This window comes from Methylobacterium sp. A54F (assembly GCF_053346035.1).
Genome location: NZ_JBKFBF010000011.1, coordinates 32,831 through 47,322 on the forward strand (window position 1 = coordinate 32,831; position 14,492 = coordinate 47,322).

General features: G+C 68.9%; 13 protein-coding genes and 1 tRNA gene. 9 read left to right on the forward strand and 5 right to left on the reverse strand.

Features of this window, described 5'->3' with window-relative positions; all coding sequences use genetic code 11:
- Positions 1–10: 10 nt before the first annotated feature.
- From ACLBXP_RS18030 to ACLBXP_RS18040, 3 genes are all read right to left on the reverse strand, one after another.
- Entirely contained in the window at positions 11–3,181 is a 3,171-nt protein-coding gene (locus ACLBXP_RS18030; protein WP_447669132.1) for a multidrug efflux RND transporter permease subunit, read from the reverse strand.
- 89 nt (positions 3,182–3,270) lie between these two features.
- Positions 3,271–4,455, reverse strand: a complete 1,185-nt coding sequence (locus tag ACLBXP_RS18035) for an efflux RND transporter periplasmic adaptor subunit (RefSeq protein ID WP_447669281.1) — start codon at positions 4,453–4,455, stop codon at positions 3,271–3,273.
- Between the two features lie 442 nt (positions 4,456–4,897).
- Entirely contained in the window at positions 4,898–5,290 is a 393-nt protein-coding gene (locus tag ACLBXP_RS18040) for a hypothetical protein (protein WP_447669133.1), read from the reverse strand.
- 292 nt (positions 5,291–5,582) lie between these two features.
- On the opposite strand from ACLBXP_RS18040, the gene ACLBXP_RS18045 reads away from it, so the two are divergent.
- Both ACLBXP_RS18045 and ACLBXP_RS18050 read left to right on the forward strand, forming a co-directional pair.
- Positions 5,583–6,155 (forward strand): L,D-transpeptidase, encoded by a 573-nt coding sequence (locus ACLBXP_RS18045; protein WP_447669134.1) that lies wholly within the window; start codon positions 5,583–5,585, stop codon positions 6,153–6,155.
- 154 nt (positions 6,156–6,309) lie between these two features.
- Complete coding sequence (locus ACLBXP_RS18050) at positions 6,310–7,113, forward strand: TSUP family transporter (protein ID WP_447669135.1); 804 nt, start codon at positions 6,310–6,312, stop codon at positions 7,111–7,113.
- Positions 7,114–7,119: 6 nt separating this feature from the next.
- On the opposite strand, the gene ACLBXP_RS18055 is transcribed toward ACLBXP_RS18050, so the two are convergent.
- Together ACLBXP_RS18055 and ACLBXP_RS18060 are read right to left on the reverse strand one after the other, a co-directional pair.
- Positions 7,120–8,175, reverse strand: coding sequence for a MaoC family dehydratase (locus tag ACLBXP_RS18055; protein ID WP_447669136.1), 1,056 nt, complete (start codon positions 8,173–8,175; stop codon positions 7,120–7,122).
- A 49-nt stretch (positions 8,176–8,224) separates the two neighbouring features.
- A complete protein-coding gene (locus ACLBXP_RS18060; RefSeq protein ID WP_447669137.1) occupies positions 8,225–8,515 on the reverse strand; it encodes a YggT family protein in 291 nt (96 codons plus the stop codon).
- Positions 8,516–8,634: 119 nt separating this feature from the next.
- On the opposite strand from ACLBXP_RS18060, the gene ACLBXP_RS18065 reads away from it, so the two are divergent.
- The 7 genes from ACLBXP_RS18065 (at position 8,635) to sorB (ending at position 14,456) form a co-directional block, all read left to right on the forward strand.
- Positions 8,635–8,710 (forward strand) — tRNA-Ala (locus ACLBXP_RS18065).
- Between the two features lie 100 nt (positions 8,711–8,810).
- Complete coding sequence (locus tag ACLBXP_RS18070; RefSeq protein WP_447669138.1) at positions 8,811–10,532, forward strand: DUF6538 domain-containing protein; 1,722 nt, start codon at positions 8,811–8,813, stop codon at positions 10,530–10,532.
- A gap of 80 nt (positions 10,533–10,612) precedes the next feature.
- Positions 10,613–11,320 (forward strand): hypothetical protein, encoded by a 708-nt coding sequence (locus ACLBXP_RS18075; protein WP_447669139.1) that lies wholly within the window; start codon positions 10,613–10,615, stop codon positions 11,318–11,320.
- A 278-nt stretch (positions 11,321–11,598) separates the two neighbouring features.
- Positions 11,599–12,087: an RNA polymerase sigma factor gene (locus tag ACLBXP_RS18080; protein ID WP_447669140.1), complete on the forward strand. Its 489-nt coding sequence runs from the start codon at positions 11,599–11,601 to the stop codon at positions 12,085–12,087.
- Positions 12,087–12,791 carry an anti-sigma factor family protein gene (locus tag ACLBXP_RS18085; protein ID WP_447669282.1) on the forward strand — a complete coding sequence of 235 codons (705 nt, stop codon included), beginning with the start codon at positions 12,087–12,089 and terminating at the stop codon, positions 12,789–12,791. The genes ACLBXP_RS18080 and ACLBXP_RS18085 overlap by 1 nt, the downstream gene beginning before the upstream one ends.
- A gap of 119 nt (positions 12,792–12,910) precedes the next feature.
- A complete protein-coding gene (gene sorA, locus ACLBXP_RS18090; RefSeq protein WP_447669141.1) occupies positions 12,911–14,122 on the forward strand; it encodes a SorA family sulfite dehydrogenase catalytic subunit in 1,212 nt (403 codons plus the stop codon).
- 13 nt (positions 14,123–14,135) lie between these two features.
- Positions 14,136–14,456, forward strand: coding sequence for a SorB family sulfite dehydrogenase c-type cytochrome subunit (gene sorB / locus ACLBXP_RS18095; RefSeq protein ID WP_447669142.1), 321 nt, complete (start codon positions 14,136–14,138; stop codon positions 14,454–14,456).
- The last annotated feature ends 36 nt before the right edge of the window (positions 14,457–14,492 follow it).

Genomic DNA, 14,492 nt, shown 5'->3' on the forward strand with positions numbered 1-14,492 from the left:
GGCGTCCCGGCTACTCCGCCGGCACCTGGTGCGGCTCCGGCCCCGCGGCAGCGGCGGGCTCGGCTTCCGCCTCCATCCCCGCCTGGACGTCCCGCCTGCGGAAGATCCGCATCACCACCACGAAGAAGACCGGCACGAAGAACACCGCGAGCACGGTCGCCGAGATCATGCCGCCCATCACCCCGGTGCCGATCGCCTGCTGGCTCTTCGAGGCGGCCCCCGTCGCGATGGCGAGCGGCACCACGCCGAAGATGAAGGCGAGCGAGGTCATCACGATGGGGCGGAAGCGCAGGGTCGCGGCCTGCACGGTCGCCGCGATGATGTTCGTCCCGGGCTTCCAGAGGTCGCGGGCGAACTCCACGATCAGGATCGCGTTCTTGGCCGAGAGGCCGATGATCGTGATGAGCCCGATCTTGAAGTAGACGTCGTTCGGGAGCCCCCGCAGGTACACGGCCGCCACCGAGCCGATCACCCCGAGCGGGATCACGAGCAGCACCGAGAACGGGATCGCCCAGCTCTCGTAGAGGGCGGCGAGGCACAGGAACACGATCAGCACCGACAGGGCGAGGAGCAGCGAGGCCTGGGAGCCCGCCTGCTTCTCCTGCAGGGACTGGCCGGTCCAGGTGTAGCCGAAGCCCTTCGGGAGCTGGGTGACCAGCCGCTCCATCTCGGCGATCGCGTCGCCCGACGTGTAGCCGGGGTTCGGCTCGCCGGTGAAGCGCACCGACTGGTAGCCGTTGAAGCCGACGATCTGGCTCGGCCCCATGCTCCACTTGACCTCGGCGATGGAGGAGAGCGGCACCATCGTGCCCTGCGCGTTCTTCACCGCGTAGTTCAGGAGGTCCGCCGCCTGCATGCGCTGGAGCTGCTCGGCCTGGACGTAGACGCGCTGCATCTTGCCCCGGTTCGGGAAGTCGTTGGTGTAGACCGAGCCGAGGTTGACCTGGATCGTGTCGTTGATGTCCTCGAACTTCACCCCCAGCGCCGCGGCCTTCTCGCGGTCGATGATCAACTCGGCCTGCGCCGTGGCCGGCAGGCCCTCGATCTTCATCTTCTGGAGGATGGGGCTCTTCTTGGCGAGCGCCAGGAGCTGCGCCTCAGCCGCCACCAGGGCCGCGTAGCCCCGCTGGGCCCGGTCCTGGAGGCGGAAGGAGAAGCCCGCCGCGTTGCCGAGGTTGTCCACCGGCGGCGGCTCCTGCGCGTCGATGATCGCGTCGCGGTAGCCCGCGAGCGCCGCGTTGGTGCCGGCGACGAGGGCGGCGGCCGAGTTCGCCGCGTTGCGCTCCGACCAGGGCTTCAGGGTGACGAAGGCCTGGGACAGGTTCGGGCCCTGGCCCGAGAACGAGAAGCCGTTGAGGATCGTCACGGTGGCGACGCCGGGCTGCGCCAGCAGGTGCTCCTCGACCTTGCGCACCGCCGTCTGCGTCCGGTTGAACGAGGCGCCGGACGGCGTCTGGATGTCCACCGTGAAGAAGCCCTGGTCCTCCACCGGCAGGAAGCCCTCGGGCAGGCGCAGGAAGGCGTAGGCCGTGCCCGCCACGAGGGCGAGGTAGACGAGCATCACGCGGCCGGACTTGCGGATCATCCACGTGGTGCCGCGGCCGTAGCGGGCGGTCTCGCGGTCGACGAAGCGGTTGAACCAGCCGAATACGCCGCCCTTGGCGTGGCCGTGGCCCTTCTCGATCGGCTTCAGCAGCGTCGCGCAGAGCGCCGGGGTCAGCGAAAGGGCGAGCAGCGCCGAGAAGGCGATCGAGGTCACCATCGCGATCGAGAACTGGCGGTAGATGATGCCGACCGAGCCGGGGAAGAACGCCATCGGGATGAACACCGCGACGAGCACCAGCGTGATGCCGATGATGGCCCCCGTGATCTGGTCCATCGCCTTGCGGGTGGCCTCCTTCGGGGAGAGGCCCTCCTCGTTCATGATGCGCTCGACGTTCTCGACGACCACGATGGCGTCGTCGACGAGGATGCCGATGGCCAGCACCATGCCGAACATGGTGAGCACGTTCACCGAGAAGCCGGCGAGCAGCATCACGGTGACGGTGCCCATCAGGGCGATCGGCACCACGATCGTCGGGATGAGGGTGTAGCGGATGTTCTGCAGGAACAGGAACATCACGAGGAAGACCAGCACCACCGCCTCGATGAGGGTGTGCATCACCTTCTCGATGGAGGCCTTCACGGCCGGGGTGATGTCGTATGGGATGTCCCACTTGAGGTTGGCGGGGAAGAACTGGGACAGCTCCTCCATCTTGGCGCGGATGGCCTTGGCGGTCTCCAGCGCGTTGCCGTCCGGGGCGAGCGTCACCGAGATGCCAGCAGCCTCCCCGCCGTTGAGCCGCGTCGAGAACTGGTAGGCGTCGCCGCCGAGCTCGATCCGGGCGACGTCGCGCAGGCGCACGTTCGAGCCGTCGGAGTTCGCCCGCAGCACGATTGCGCCGAAATCCTCCACCGTGTTGAGCTGGCCCTTAACGATGATCGGCGCGAAGGTCGCCTGGCCGACCGGGCTCGGCTGCGCGCCGACGGCGCCCGAGGCGATCTGGATGTTCTGGTTGCGGATGGCGTCGGTGACGTCGTCGGCGTTGAGGGAGAGGCCCCGGAGCTTGTCGGGGTCGACCCAGACGCGAAGGCTGCGCTCCGTCGAGTAGAGGGTCGCGCGCCCGACGCCCGGGATGCGGCGGATCTCGTTGATGACGTTGCGGATCAGGAAGTCGCCGAGCCCGATCTCGTCCATCGATCCGTCGGTGGAGACGAGGGTGATGATGTTGAGGGTCGCGGCCGAGGCCTCCTCAACCAGGATGCCCTGCTGGCGCACCTCCGCGGGCAGGCGGGCCTCGACACGCTTGAGGCGGTTCTGCACCTCGACGGAGGCCAGCGCCGGGTCGGTGCCGGGCAGGAAGGTCGCGGTGATGTTGATCGAGCCGAACGAGTCGGTGGTCGACTCGAAGCTCATGATGTTGGCCGCGCCGTTCAGCTCGTCCTCGATGAGGCGGGTCGTGCCCGTGTAGAGGCTCTCCACCGAGGCGCCCGGATAGGCGGTCGATAGGGCGATCGAGGGCGGCGCGATCACCGGGTACTGGGCGACCGGCAGGTTGGGGATGGCGAGCGCGCCGCCCAGGCAGATGAACAGGGCGACGACCCAGGCGAAGACCGGGCGGTCGATGAAGAAGCGTGCCATGGGGCTCTAGCGGACTTTCTCGGTGGCCTGGAGGCTCAAGGTCTGGGGGCCGCGGGGGTCTCGCCCCGCGGCCGGCGCAGCTTGCCGGATCAGCGGGTGCGGGCCTGGGCCGTCGATTGCGGCGCGGCGTCGGCCTCGGCATCGGGGTCGCGGGGCTTGCCCTCGGCCGGGTCCTGGGCCGGCGCCGGGTCGAGGGGCTTCACCTGCATCCCGGCGTTGATCTTCTGGAAGCCCTCGACGATGACCCGCTCGCCCGCCTTCAGGCCGTCGCGGATCAGCCAGTTCTCGCCGACCACGGGGCCGACCTCGACGGGCTGGAGCATGGCCTTGTCGTCGGCCCGCACCACCCAGACTTCGGCCCGGCCGTCATTGGTGCGCTGGACCGCCTGCTGGGGCACCGCGATGGCGTCGGAATCGATGCCCTGCTTGATGCGCGCGCGGACGTACATGCCGGGGAAGAGCTCGTCGTGCGGGTTCGGGAACTGCACGCGCAGGGTGACCTGGCCGGTGCTCGGGTCGGCGGTGACGTCCGAGAACAGCAGGCGGCCGGCGAGCGGGTAGAGGGCGCCGTCGTCCATGATCAGGTGGACGTTGGCGGCGTCGTTCTCGAGCCGCGCCAGCTCGCCGCTGGCGAGGTCGCGCCGCAGCTTGTTCAGCTCGCCCACCGACTGGGTGATGTCGACGTAGATCGGGTCGAGCTGCTGGATCGTCGCCAGCACGCCGGTGGCGCCCTGCTCGATCAGGGTGCCTTCGGTGAGGAGCGCGCGGCCGATGCGGCCGGAGATGGGCGCCCGCACGTCGGTCCAGCTGAGGTTGAGCTTGGCCCGGTCGCGGGCGGCCTTGGCGCCGGCGACCTCCGCCTCGGCCTGCTTCCTGCCCGCGTAGGCGGTGTCGTACTGGGCCTGGCTCGCGGTCTGCTTGCTGAGCAGCGTCTCGAGGCGCTCCGCCTGCTGGTTGGCGAGGACCAGCGCCGCCTCCTGCCGGGCCAGCGCCGCCTCGGCGCTGGCGAGCTCCACCGCGTAGGGGGCCGGGTCGATCTTGTAGAGGACGTCGCCCTCCTTGACCTGGCTGCCCTGCTCGAACAGGCGGCGCACCACGAGGCCGGAGACGCGCGAGCGCACCTCGGCGATGCGCATCGGCGCGACGCGGCCCGGCAGGTCGCGGACGTAGGGGATCGGCTGCGGCGCCACCGTGACGACACTGACCTCCGGCACCGCCGCCGGAACCGGGGCGGCCGCCTGCTGTTTCTGGTTGCAGGCCGAGAGGGCGACCATCACGAGGCCCAGGCTGAGCGCGGTCGCGCCGGTCAGGGCGGGCCGTGCGCTTCGGGCGGGGCGGGTCTGGGGGCTCACGATCACTCTGCTCCTGCGGCACGCATGTGGGTGCGACGGGTTCGGGCGGCCCGTCCGGATTTCTGAAGGATGCATGGCCGCACCGTCGGGCGCGGCTGCCGTGGCAAGGACCGGACCGGCGCGCGGCGCGGGATCCGGGGACCGCCCTGCACGCCGGCTGCGCGCGGCGGCCGGGCGGACATCATCGGGCGCAATGGGGCGATCCCGCGGCCGCACCCCTGCGTGGAGTGGGACGGAGGATCGCTTCCGGCAGGGGGGCTGGCAAGAGGCCGACAAAAGCGCACGCAAGGGGACCCGCATCGCGCCGCGGCGGTGCCGCCGCAATCCGGCAGCACGGCGCGGGTGCCCTGCTCAGGCAGCCAGCTCAGGCGGCCTTGGGCGGGCGCTCGGGGAGGGTGGCGGGCGCGGCAACGAGGGGATCCGCGGCGGCGGGCGGGAAGCCGGCCCGGGCGGGGATCCGCTCCGAGGGCGCGGGATCGGGCGCGAGGCGGCGGTCGTCGCCGGGCGGATCCTCGGCATCGGGCGCGGTCAGCACGGCGACGGCGCGCGCCGCGGCCGGGGGGGCCGTGAGGGCGGACAGCCCCTGGGACCGGGGCGGCAGGTCGCCGTAGCGGTCATCCGGCATCCCGGCGAGGACGAGCAGAAGCAGGGCGAGCAGGCCCGCGAGCACGCCGAGGCGCACGCGGCCCGGATGCCCGGCGGCGCGCCGATGCGCGGCATTGTTGCGCCGACGATCTATCGCGGGTGCTGACGTCACGAGCCTGACAGTAGGGACGCGGGCCGAGGCGCGCAATCGCCTGCGACATCCTGTCGAGCGCCGCGGGACGGTGGATTCGCGCGATCGCCGCGAGCCCGAATCGAAATGTCAAGACAAGCGTTGCGGGAATCCCACAGGCTGACCGCCGCTGTCCCCAGCGGGTTGACCGGGCGGCAGCCCGCGGCCAAGCCTGCCCGGACCGGATGGCCGTCAGCGGCGAGACCGCGCAAGGTCGGAGCGGCCCCGATGCCGCCGGACCGCGCCCCGCCGCAGCCCCGACCAGGAGGAGCCCATGTCGAACCGTCGCATCGCAGCGGCCGCGATTCTCACCGCGGGCCTCGCGCTCGGCGCCGCCCCCGCCCGGGCCGCCAACCCGTTCGACAGCGGGCCGATCGCCGACTTCATGAACATCTTCCGGACGCAGGCGATCCCTCGCGAGACGGTGGCCTGGACGGGCTCGGAGAAGGCCGGCACCATCGTGGTGTCCACGAGCCAGCGCCGGCTCTACTACGTGCTCGGGGGCGGGGCCGCGATCCGCTACGGCGTCGGGGTCGGCCGCCAGGGCTTCTCGTGGTCGGGCGTGAAGACGGTCACCATGAAGAAGGAGTGGCCGGCCTGGCGCCCGCCGGCGCAGATGCTCGCCCGCCGCCCGGACCTGCCCCGCTATATGGCGGGCGGCCAGGACAACCCCCTCGGCGCCCGCGCCCTCTACCTCGGCTCCTCGCTCTACCGCATCCACGGCTCGAACGAGCCGGAGACGATGGGCGCCGCGGTGTCCTCCGGCTGCATCCGCATGACGAACAAGGACGTGGTCGACCTCTACGACCGCGCGCGGATCGGCACCAAGGTCGTCGTTCGCAACTGACGGGATCGTCCCGGCGACGGCGCGGGTCCCGCGTCGTGCCGTGACGATCCCACGGGGGGTCCCGCCGCAGGGTTCCGCGCCCCGGCGAACCTGCGCCCCGGGGGCGCGCATCGATGCCGGCGAACCATGCGGGCTGGCGCGGACGGGACGGGTGATGATCTTCGGTGTCGATGTCGGGCTGATCGCGGCCCTGTTCGGGGTCGCGGTGGCGGCGGGGTGCGTCGACGCCATCGCGGGCGGCGGCGGGCTCATCACCATGCCGGCCCTGTTGCTCGCGGGCCTCGACCCGGTCAGCGCGCTCGGCACCAACAAGCTGCAGGGCAGCGCCGGCTCCACCTCGGCCACCGTCGCCTTCGCCCGGCGCGGGCTGATCCGCTGGCGGGAGGCGGTGCCGGCGGCGGCCGCCGCGGGGGCGGCCTCGATCCTCGGCGCGCTCTGCGTCAGCCTGCTGCCGCGGAACTTCCTCAACGCGGCGGTGCCGATGCTCCTCGTGGGCATCGCCGTCTACTTCGCCACCGCGCGGCGGATGAGCAACGAGGACGCCACCGCCCGGATCGGGCCGGGCACCTTCGCGCTGACCTTCGCCCCCGCGATCGGCTTCTACGACGGGGTGTTCGGGCCCGGCGCCGGCTCGTTCTACATGATCGGCTTCGTGACGCTCCTCGGCCTCGGTGTGGTGCGGGCGACCGCCCACACCAAGCTCGCCAACGCCGCGAGCAACCTCGGCAGCCTCGGCCTGTTCGCCCTCGGCGGCCACGTGGTCTGGCCCATCGGCCTCGCCATGGCGGTGGGCGCCTTCACGGGCGCGCAGATCGGCTCGGTCCTCGCCGTGCGCCTCGGCGCCCGGCTGATCCGGCCGCTCCTCGTCACCATCGCCTGCGCGATGGCGCTGCGCCTGCTCGCCGACCCCGCCAACCCCCTCCGGCAGGCCGTGGCCGGCCTGATCGGGGTGGGGTAGGGCGCCTCATTTCGGCATGAAGGCCCAGTAGTCGAGATCGAGGATCACGGCCGGGTCGTAGGCGTCTCCCGGGCCGTCGCCCTGCCTGTCCGGGTGGGCGCCGCAGGGCTGGTTCTTCGTGGCCACCGTGCGCAGGCGCAGCAGGCCGACGTCGTCGCGCCCGGCATCCGCGGTGTCGAGCACCTCGCTCCAGGCATAGACGGTGTCGCCCGCAAACAGCGGCGCGACGTGGCGCCCGGCGTTGATGCCCGCCAGCGCGAAGGCGTTGGCGAGCCCGTTGAAGCTGAGCGCCCGGGCGAGCGAGATGACGTGGCCGCCGTAGATCAGCCGCCGGCCGAACCGCGTCTCCTTGGTGGCGTGGGCGTCGAAGTGCACCTTGGCGGTGTTCTGGAACAGGCGGGTGGCGATCTGGTGCTCGGCCTCCTCGACGGTCATGCCGTCGACGTGGTCGATGCGCTCGCCCTTGGCATAGTCGCCGAAGCGGTGGGGGCTGCCGGCGAGGTCGAGGTCGTAGGCGGCCGGGTCGATCCGGGGCAGGGCGCCCGCGAGGTCGGCCGGGTCCACCACCTTGGCGAGGCTCGGCACGCGCTCCTCGGCGATCGCGGCCTCGGGGTCGCGCTTGCGCACCAGCACCCAGCGGCAATAGCTCAGCACGGTCTCGCCGCGCTCGTCCGAGCCTACCGAGCGCACGTAGACGACGCCCGTCTGCCGGTTGGAGCTCTCCTTGAGGCCGATCACCTCGGAGACGGTGGAGAGGGTCTCGCCCGGGTAGACCGGACGCCGGAAGCCGCCCTCGGCGTAGCCGAGATTGGCGAGCGCGTTGAGCGAGATGTCCGGCACCGTCTTGCCGAACACCACGTGGAAGGTGAGGAGGTCGTCGAGCGGGCTCCGCGGGTAGCCGATCGCCCGCGCGAAGGCGTCCGAGGACTGCACGGCGAAGCGCGGCCCGTAGAGGGCGGTGTAGAGGGCGACGTCGCCGGTGCTCACGGTGCGGGGCGTCGCGTGGCGGATGGTCTCGCCGAGGCGGAAATCCTCGAAGAAGCGGCCGGGATTGGTCTTCATGGCGGGCGGGTCGTCCTGGTGGCGGTTCGGGCGGCGGGCGACCGGAGGGTCAGATCATCGCCTGCGCGAGATCGACGGTGATCAGCTTCTGCACGAAGAGCAGGATGAGGATCAGGATCACGGGCGAGATGTCGACGCCGCCGAGGTTCGGCAGGATGTTGCGGATCGGCCGCAGCACGGGCTCCGTCAGCCGGTAGAGCACCTCGCCGATCTGAGCCACGATGGGGTTGCGCACGTTCACGACGTTGAAGGCCACGAGCCAGCTCAGCACGGCGCTCGCGATCAGCACGTAGATGTAGAGCTGGATGATCGTGTTGATGAGCCAGAAGAGGGCGTACATGCGCGGTTCTGATGTCCTCGGGCGCCTCGCGACCGGGCCTCCCGCGCTGGGGTGCCGCGACGCGAGATTCGGGAATTGACAGGGCGAGGCGCCCAAGCCTACAAGGCCGGCGCCTCGACGGGGCTGTAGCTCAGATGGGAGAGCGCCGCAATCGCACTGCGGAGGTCAGGGGTTCGAATCCCCTCAGCTCCACCAGGTTTTTCTAACCTGTTGGGATAGCAATAACCCATTGCCCGATAGCGGGCTTTGGGCGTAGCCTGGTACACCAGAGTGGTACACCAGGGCTCTCGAACCCGTGGCCAGAAAAGATCCTCGTTTGCAGCTGCGCGGCGGCATTTGGTACGTGCGGGTCAAGGTCCCGGATGCCATTCGAGCCGCCGGGCTTATCAAGCAGCGGGAGTTTCGGAAGTCCCTGAAAACCCGTGACCCCGCGGAGGCCCGGCGCCTCCTGCGTTTTGAATGCATTCGGATCGATGCCGAGATCGACGCTGCACGGCGGCGCCTTGCCCCGTCGCCTATCAGAGCACTCTCCCGCTCCGAGATGCAGTCCATGGCTCTTGAATGGTTTCACGAAGCCGAACGGAAACGGGTTCGCACGCCCTCTATGCTCAAGCCGCACCTCTTACCCTCGGAGGTCCGCGAGGACTTGGAGCATCAGGAAGCTATCCTCAACGACCATGACGATGAGGATTGCCTGAGGCAATCGCAGGATGCGGCGCGACGCCTCCTCATCCAGCATGGCTTCGAAATAGATCCGAGGGCGCGCGAGCTACTGGACCTCGCTGAGCTGCTGCGAAGAGGAATGCTCGAGCAGACCCGGCGCGCATTACGAGAAGCTACCGGAGATTACTCTAAGCGGGCGGGCGACGATCTGTTCGCCGAAGTCCGTGCCGACGGCATGCCTCTGGTGCAACCCGTTGCACGGATCGTCAGCCTCTCTGAGCTTATCAGGAGGCACAAGGCTGAGCCCGCTCGGGCGAAGCTCTCCCCTAAATCGAAGCTTAAGGGCGAGGCTCAAGCCCGCCTATTCGAGGAAGTATTTGGCGGAGGCAGAGACATAAAGGCGATCGGGCGTGGTGATGTCGGAGGTTTGGTCGATCTCCTGACCAAGTTGCCCACCAATGCGAGCAAACGCTTCCCCGGGTTGAGCTCGGTCGAGGCAGCGGAGATGGCCGCGGCATCTGGGCTCGAGCCGGTGAACCGCCTCACAGCATCTTCCTACCTGGCTGCCTTCTCCGCCCTCATGGAATTTGCCATCTCGCGTGGTTGGCGAGACGACAACCCCGCCAAGCACTTCTCAGTCGGATCGGATGGGGTGGCCGCCAAGGATCGGAGGCGGCCGTTCTCGACGGCGCAGCTCATCAAGATCTTCGACGCGCCGCTGTACCGGGGCTGCCTCGACGATGAGGGGGGTTACGCCAAGCTGGGACCGAACTTGATCCGCCGCGGTCGCTTCTGGGTGCCGCTGATCTCGCTGTTCACCGGCATGCGAATGAACGAGATTTGCCAGCTTCACGTGGAAGATATTGAGAACCGGGACGGCGTTGACGTAATCGTCGTCCGATCCGACGACGCCGGGACGAGACGCGTCAAGACTGCGGCTGGCGAGCGCATACTGCCCATACATCCTGAGTTGGTCCGCTGCGGATTGCTGACCTATCATCGTGAGGTAGCCACACGGGGCGAGGTGAGACTTTTCCCCGAGCTTAGGGCAGCCAAGGCGTCGGGCTACATCAGCGACAACCTTTCGAAGTGGTTCGCACACTTCCTTGCGAAAGCAGGCGCCAAGGCGCCGCGGACTAGTTTCCACTCTTTCCGGCACAACTACCGAGACGCGCTTCGAGAGGCGGACATCTCGGCGGACCGTGTTCGCGCGTTGGGGGGTTGGTCGGGCGGAGGCACGGAAAGCCACTACGGATCGGGGCTTCGCCCCGCCACGCTAGCGGCAGAAAACGAGAAGATCAGCTTTCCAGGCCTTTGTCTTAGGCATCTTCACACGAGAGATGACGCAGCCTAAGCGCTTGCTGGTTATGTATAATTTGATTAGATGCCAAAGAAACGGTACAATCATCTCTCGATTGGCAAAGGATCGGAGAGATGATCAACAAATTCTGGCATCTAGAAAATCTAGGTAGAATTAGACTTTCAAAATCATTCTTCCTGCGAGACTTTCTGCACAGTGAAATCGGCGCATTCTATGGCATCCGCAATGTGCCAAGCGACGTCGATTTAGCCGTTCACACTGGCCGCCAGCTTTGCGAGCACCTTCTTGAACCGATACAGGACACTTTCGGGCGCATCCACATCCGCTCGGGTTACCGCTCGCCGGAACTCAATGGCTTCGGCAGCAGGCGGCGGCTGAAATGTGCCTCCAACGAGAACACCTTTGCCGATCATATTTGGGACGTCCGGGATAGGAATGGCAACGCAGGGGCGTGCGCGTGCGTTGTGGTGCCCTGGTTGCTGGATCGAGTGCGTGAACCGGGCGACTGGATGCGTTTTGCGTGGTGGATCCACGACCACCTTTCGTACCATCGGTTGGTGTTCTTCGCCTATCAGACTGCCTTTAATATTTCATGGCGGGACAAGCCAGAGCGATCAATCCGGTCCTTCGCGGAGCCACAAGGACGTTTAACCGGACCGGGCATGCTGAACGGTGCTGGCGGTCACGCCGATCAGTACGAGGGTTTCCCGCCGTTCCGTGGCATCGCGTGGCCGCCCGCATCCGATCTGCCTCCGTGCAACGCGTTGCACGCGATGCCTGTGCGCAAGCGAGCCGTCGTACAAGCGGGCAGGGAGCGCTGAACCTCCCGGCCAGGCCGGCTCCTCCTCAAAGGGCGAGAGCAACTCGCCGCAGGAAAGCGGACGATCGGCTTTGCGCCCATCCCGGTCATACAACCGCATCCTCACGATGCCTGAGAGCAGACATGCAAGCTTGGCATCGATTGTTCGGCGGCAGCAACGCATCGATCAGCATTGCTGTGATGTGAGGCCTCCGGTCATCCACGGTCACCGACGAACGTCGCGAGTCGGTGTGCCATGTATCGTTGTGCTATGGAGTGCAGGGAGGATGACGCCTCAGGATGCGGTCCATCGGTCAGCACCTCGTCGACGCATGGCCGCGCCTGTATCGCTACGCGTTGACCCTGACGCGCGAGCCTGACGCCGCACGTGACCTGATGCAGCAGAGCGCTCTCAAGGCGCTCTCCACGCGGACGACTCCCCGTGAGCCTCGCGCGGCCCGCGCCTACCTGTTCCAGATCGTGCGCCACGCCTGGATCGACCGGATCCGCCGGTCCCGCATCCGCAACGAGGACGATCTCCTCGATTGGCCCGACGAGGGGTTCGACGACCGCCTGATCGAGGCCATCGCCGTGCGCCAAGCCTTCGCCGCCCTCGATGCACCCTGCCGGTCTGTCGTGACTTGCGTGGATGTCGAAGGCTTGAGCTACCGGGAGACCGCCGAACGGCTCGGTATTCCCATTGGCACGGTCATGAGCCGACTGCACAGGGCGAGGAGGATCATGCTGCACCGGATCGCCGGGTCATCCGATGGGAGCGAGGTGCCGTGATGCGCTGGGAGACCCTTAATGCCTATGTCGATGGGGAGCTCGATGCGCGGAGCCGGCACGAGGTCGCGGAGTCGCTAGCCCGGGACCCGGTCCTGGCTGCGCGGGTCGCGACCCTGACCCGGCTGAAGCAGGGCGTGAAGGCGGCGGTCGTGCAGCCCCGGCGCGCGTCCATCGCTCGCGCATCCCTCGGATGGGCCTGCGCTGCGGCCTTGGCCGTCCTCGTCGGTGCCGGGTGGCTGGTGATGGCGTCCCGGCCCCCGGCCGACCCCGCGCGTGCGGCCTTCGCCGCCTGGAGGGCGGCGGGCTCGCCCGCGAACGACGTGCGGCTCGCGGGTGGCTTGCGTGGCTTCCCCCTCGATCTCGGGGTAGCCGGCTTCCGCTTGGTCTACCTGTCCCCTAACGACGGTCCGGCCGGTCGCCTGGCCGGATACGAGGGGCGCCATGGCTGCCGCTTGGCCCTCTGGAGCGGGCCGGCGCCTGCCCAGGCCGGTCTGGCAATCGCGGAAAGCAGCCGCGGCCTGCGTCTGGCCCGCTGGGGCAGCGAGGGACGCCACTACGTCCTCCTGTCCGAGACGGTGCCGACCGAGCGGTTCGCCCTGCTGGCCGAGGCTGCTACCCTGCTCACCGCGCCGGACACGACCGACCGCCTGCGCATCGCCCTGGACCGGGCTAGCGGCTTCCCGGAGCGCCCCTGCGCCGGCTGAGGGGCGAAGACGGAATTTATTTCGATCCGCCGCGAATAGACCGGGGGCGCCATGCGTCTCCTCCTCCGCACAGCGCGGGCCCGGCCACCGGAGCCGCGCGCGGACGGGAGGACTTTCGCATGCTCGACAGACGGGATCTCATCAGGCGCGCGGGCCTCACGGCCCTGGCGGGCCTCGGCGGCGGCAGCCTCGCTCCGCTGCGGGCGCTCGCGGGTGAGACAGCCACGCTGCCCTTCGGCAACGGCGAACGGCCCCTGGTGGCCTATCCGGGCAAGCGCCCGCTGCTCCAGATGACCGCGCGCCCGCCGCAGCTGGAGACCCCGTTCCCGGTGTTCGACGAGGGCGCGATCACGCCCAACGACGCGTTCTTCGTCCGCTACCATCTCGCCGACATCCCGACCGAGATCGATCCCGAGACCTACCGGGTCGCGATCAAGGGGCATGTCGAGAAGGAGATCTCGCTCTCGCTCGCCGACTTGAAGGCGATGCCGACGACGGAGATCGTCGCGGTCAACCAGTGCTCGGGCAACTCTCGCGGCTTCTTCGAACCGCGCATGGCCGGGGGGCAGCTCGCCAACGGCGCGATGGGCTGCGCCCGCTGGACCGGCGTTCCGCTGAAGGCGGTGCTCGACAAGGCCGGGGTGAAAGCGGGCGCCGTCGAGGTCGCCTTCACCGGCCTCGACGGCCCCGTGATCCCCGAGACGCCGGACTTCGCCAAGTCGCTCAAGCTCGACCACGCCCGCGATGGGCAGGTGATGCTCGCCTGGGGCATGAACGGGCAGGACCTGCCCTGGCTCAACGGCTATCCCCTGCGCCTCGTCGTGCCGGGCTTCTACGGCACCTACTGGGTCAAGCACCTGGAAAGCATCAGCGTGCTCGACAAACCCTTCGACGGCTTCTGGATGCAGAAGGCCTATCGCATCCCCGACAACGACTGCGCCTGCACGCAACCCGGCAAGGCGGCGGACAAGACGGTGCCGATCAACCGCTTCACCGTGCGCTCCTTCCTCACCAACCTGACCGACGGGGCGGACGTGAAGGTCGGGCGCACGCCCTTGCGCGGCATCGCCTTCGACGGTGGTTCCGGGATCAGATCGGTGGCGGTCTCCACCGATGACGGCAAGACCTGGACGGAGGCGCAACTCGGGCAGGATCTCGGCCCCCACGCCTTCCGGCCCTGGACCCTCGCTGTCGACCTGACGCCGGGGGCGCACGCGATCCGGGTGCGGGCCACGGGCAACGACGGGGTGAGCCAGCCGACGGAGCCGCGCTGGAACCCGGCCGGGTACCTGCGCAACGTGGTCGAGACCACCCGCGTGCGCGCGGCCTGAGGGAGTGACGAGAATGACCCGCATCACCCTCGCCCTGACGGCGGCCCTCGCCCTCGCGGCCGGCACAGCCCTCGCCGCGCCGAAATCCTACGAGGTGCCGGAGCCGACCGCGACCCTGCGGGCGCCGAAGGCCGGCACACACGCGGAGGGCTTCGAGGCGGCCCAGGCGAACTGCCTCGTCTGCCACTCGCCGGACTACATCGCCATGCAGCCGCCGGGCAAAGGCGCGGCCTTCTGGGAGTCCGAGGTGACCAAGATGGTCAAGGTCTACCACGCGCCGATCGACGAGGCGCAGGCCAAGGCCATCGCCGCCTACCTCACCGACACCTATTGAGGCTCGAAATGGGGGGGCGGTCCTGCGACCGCCCCT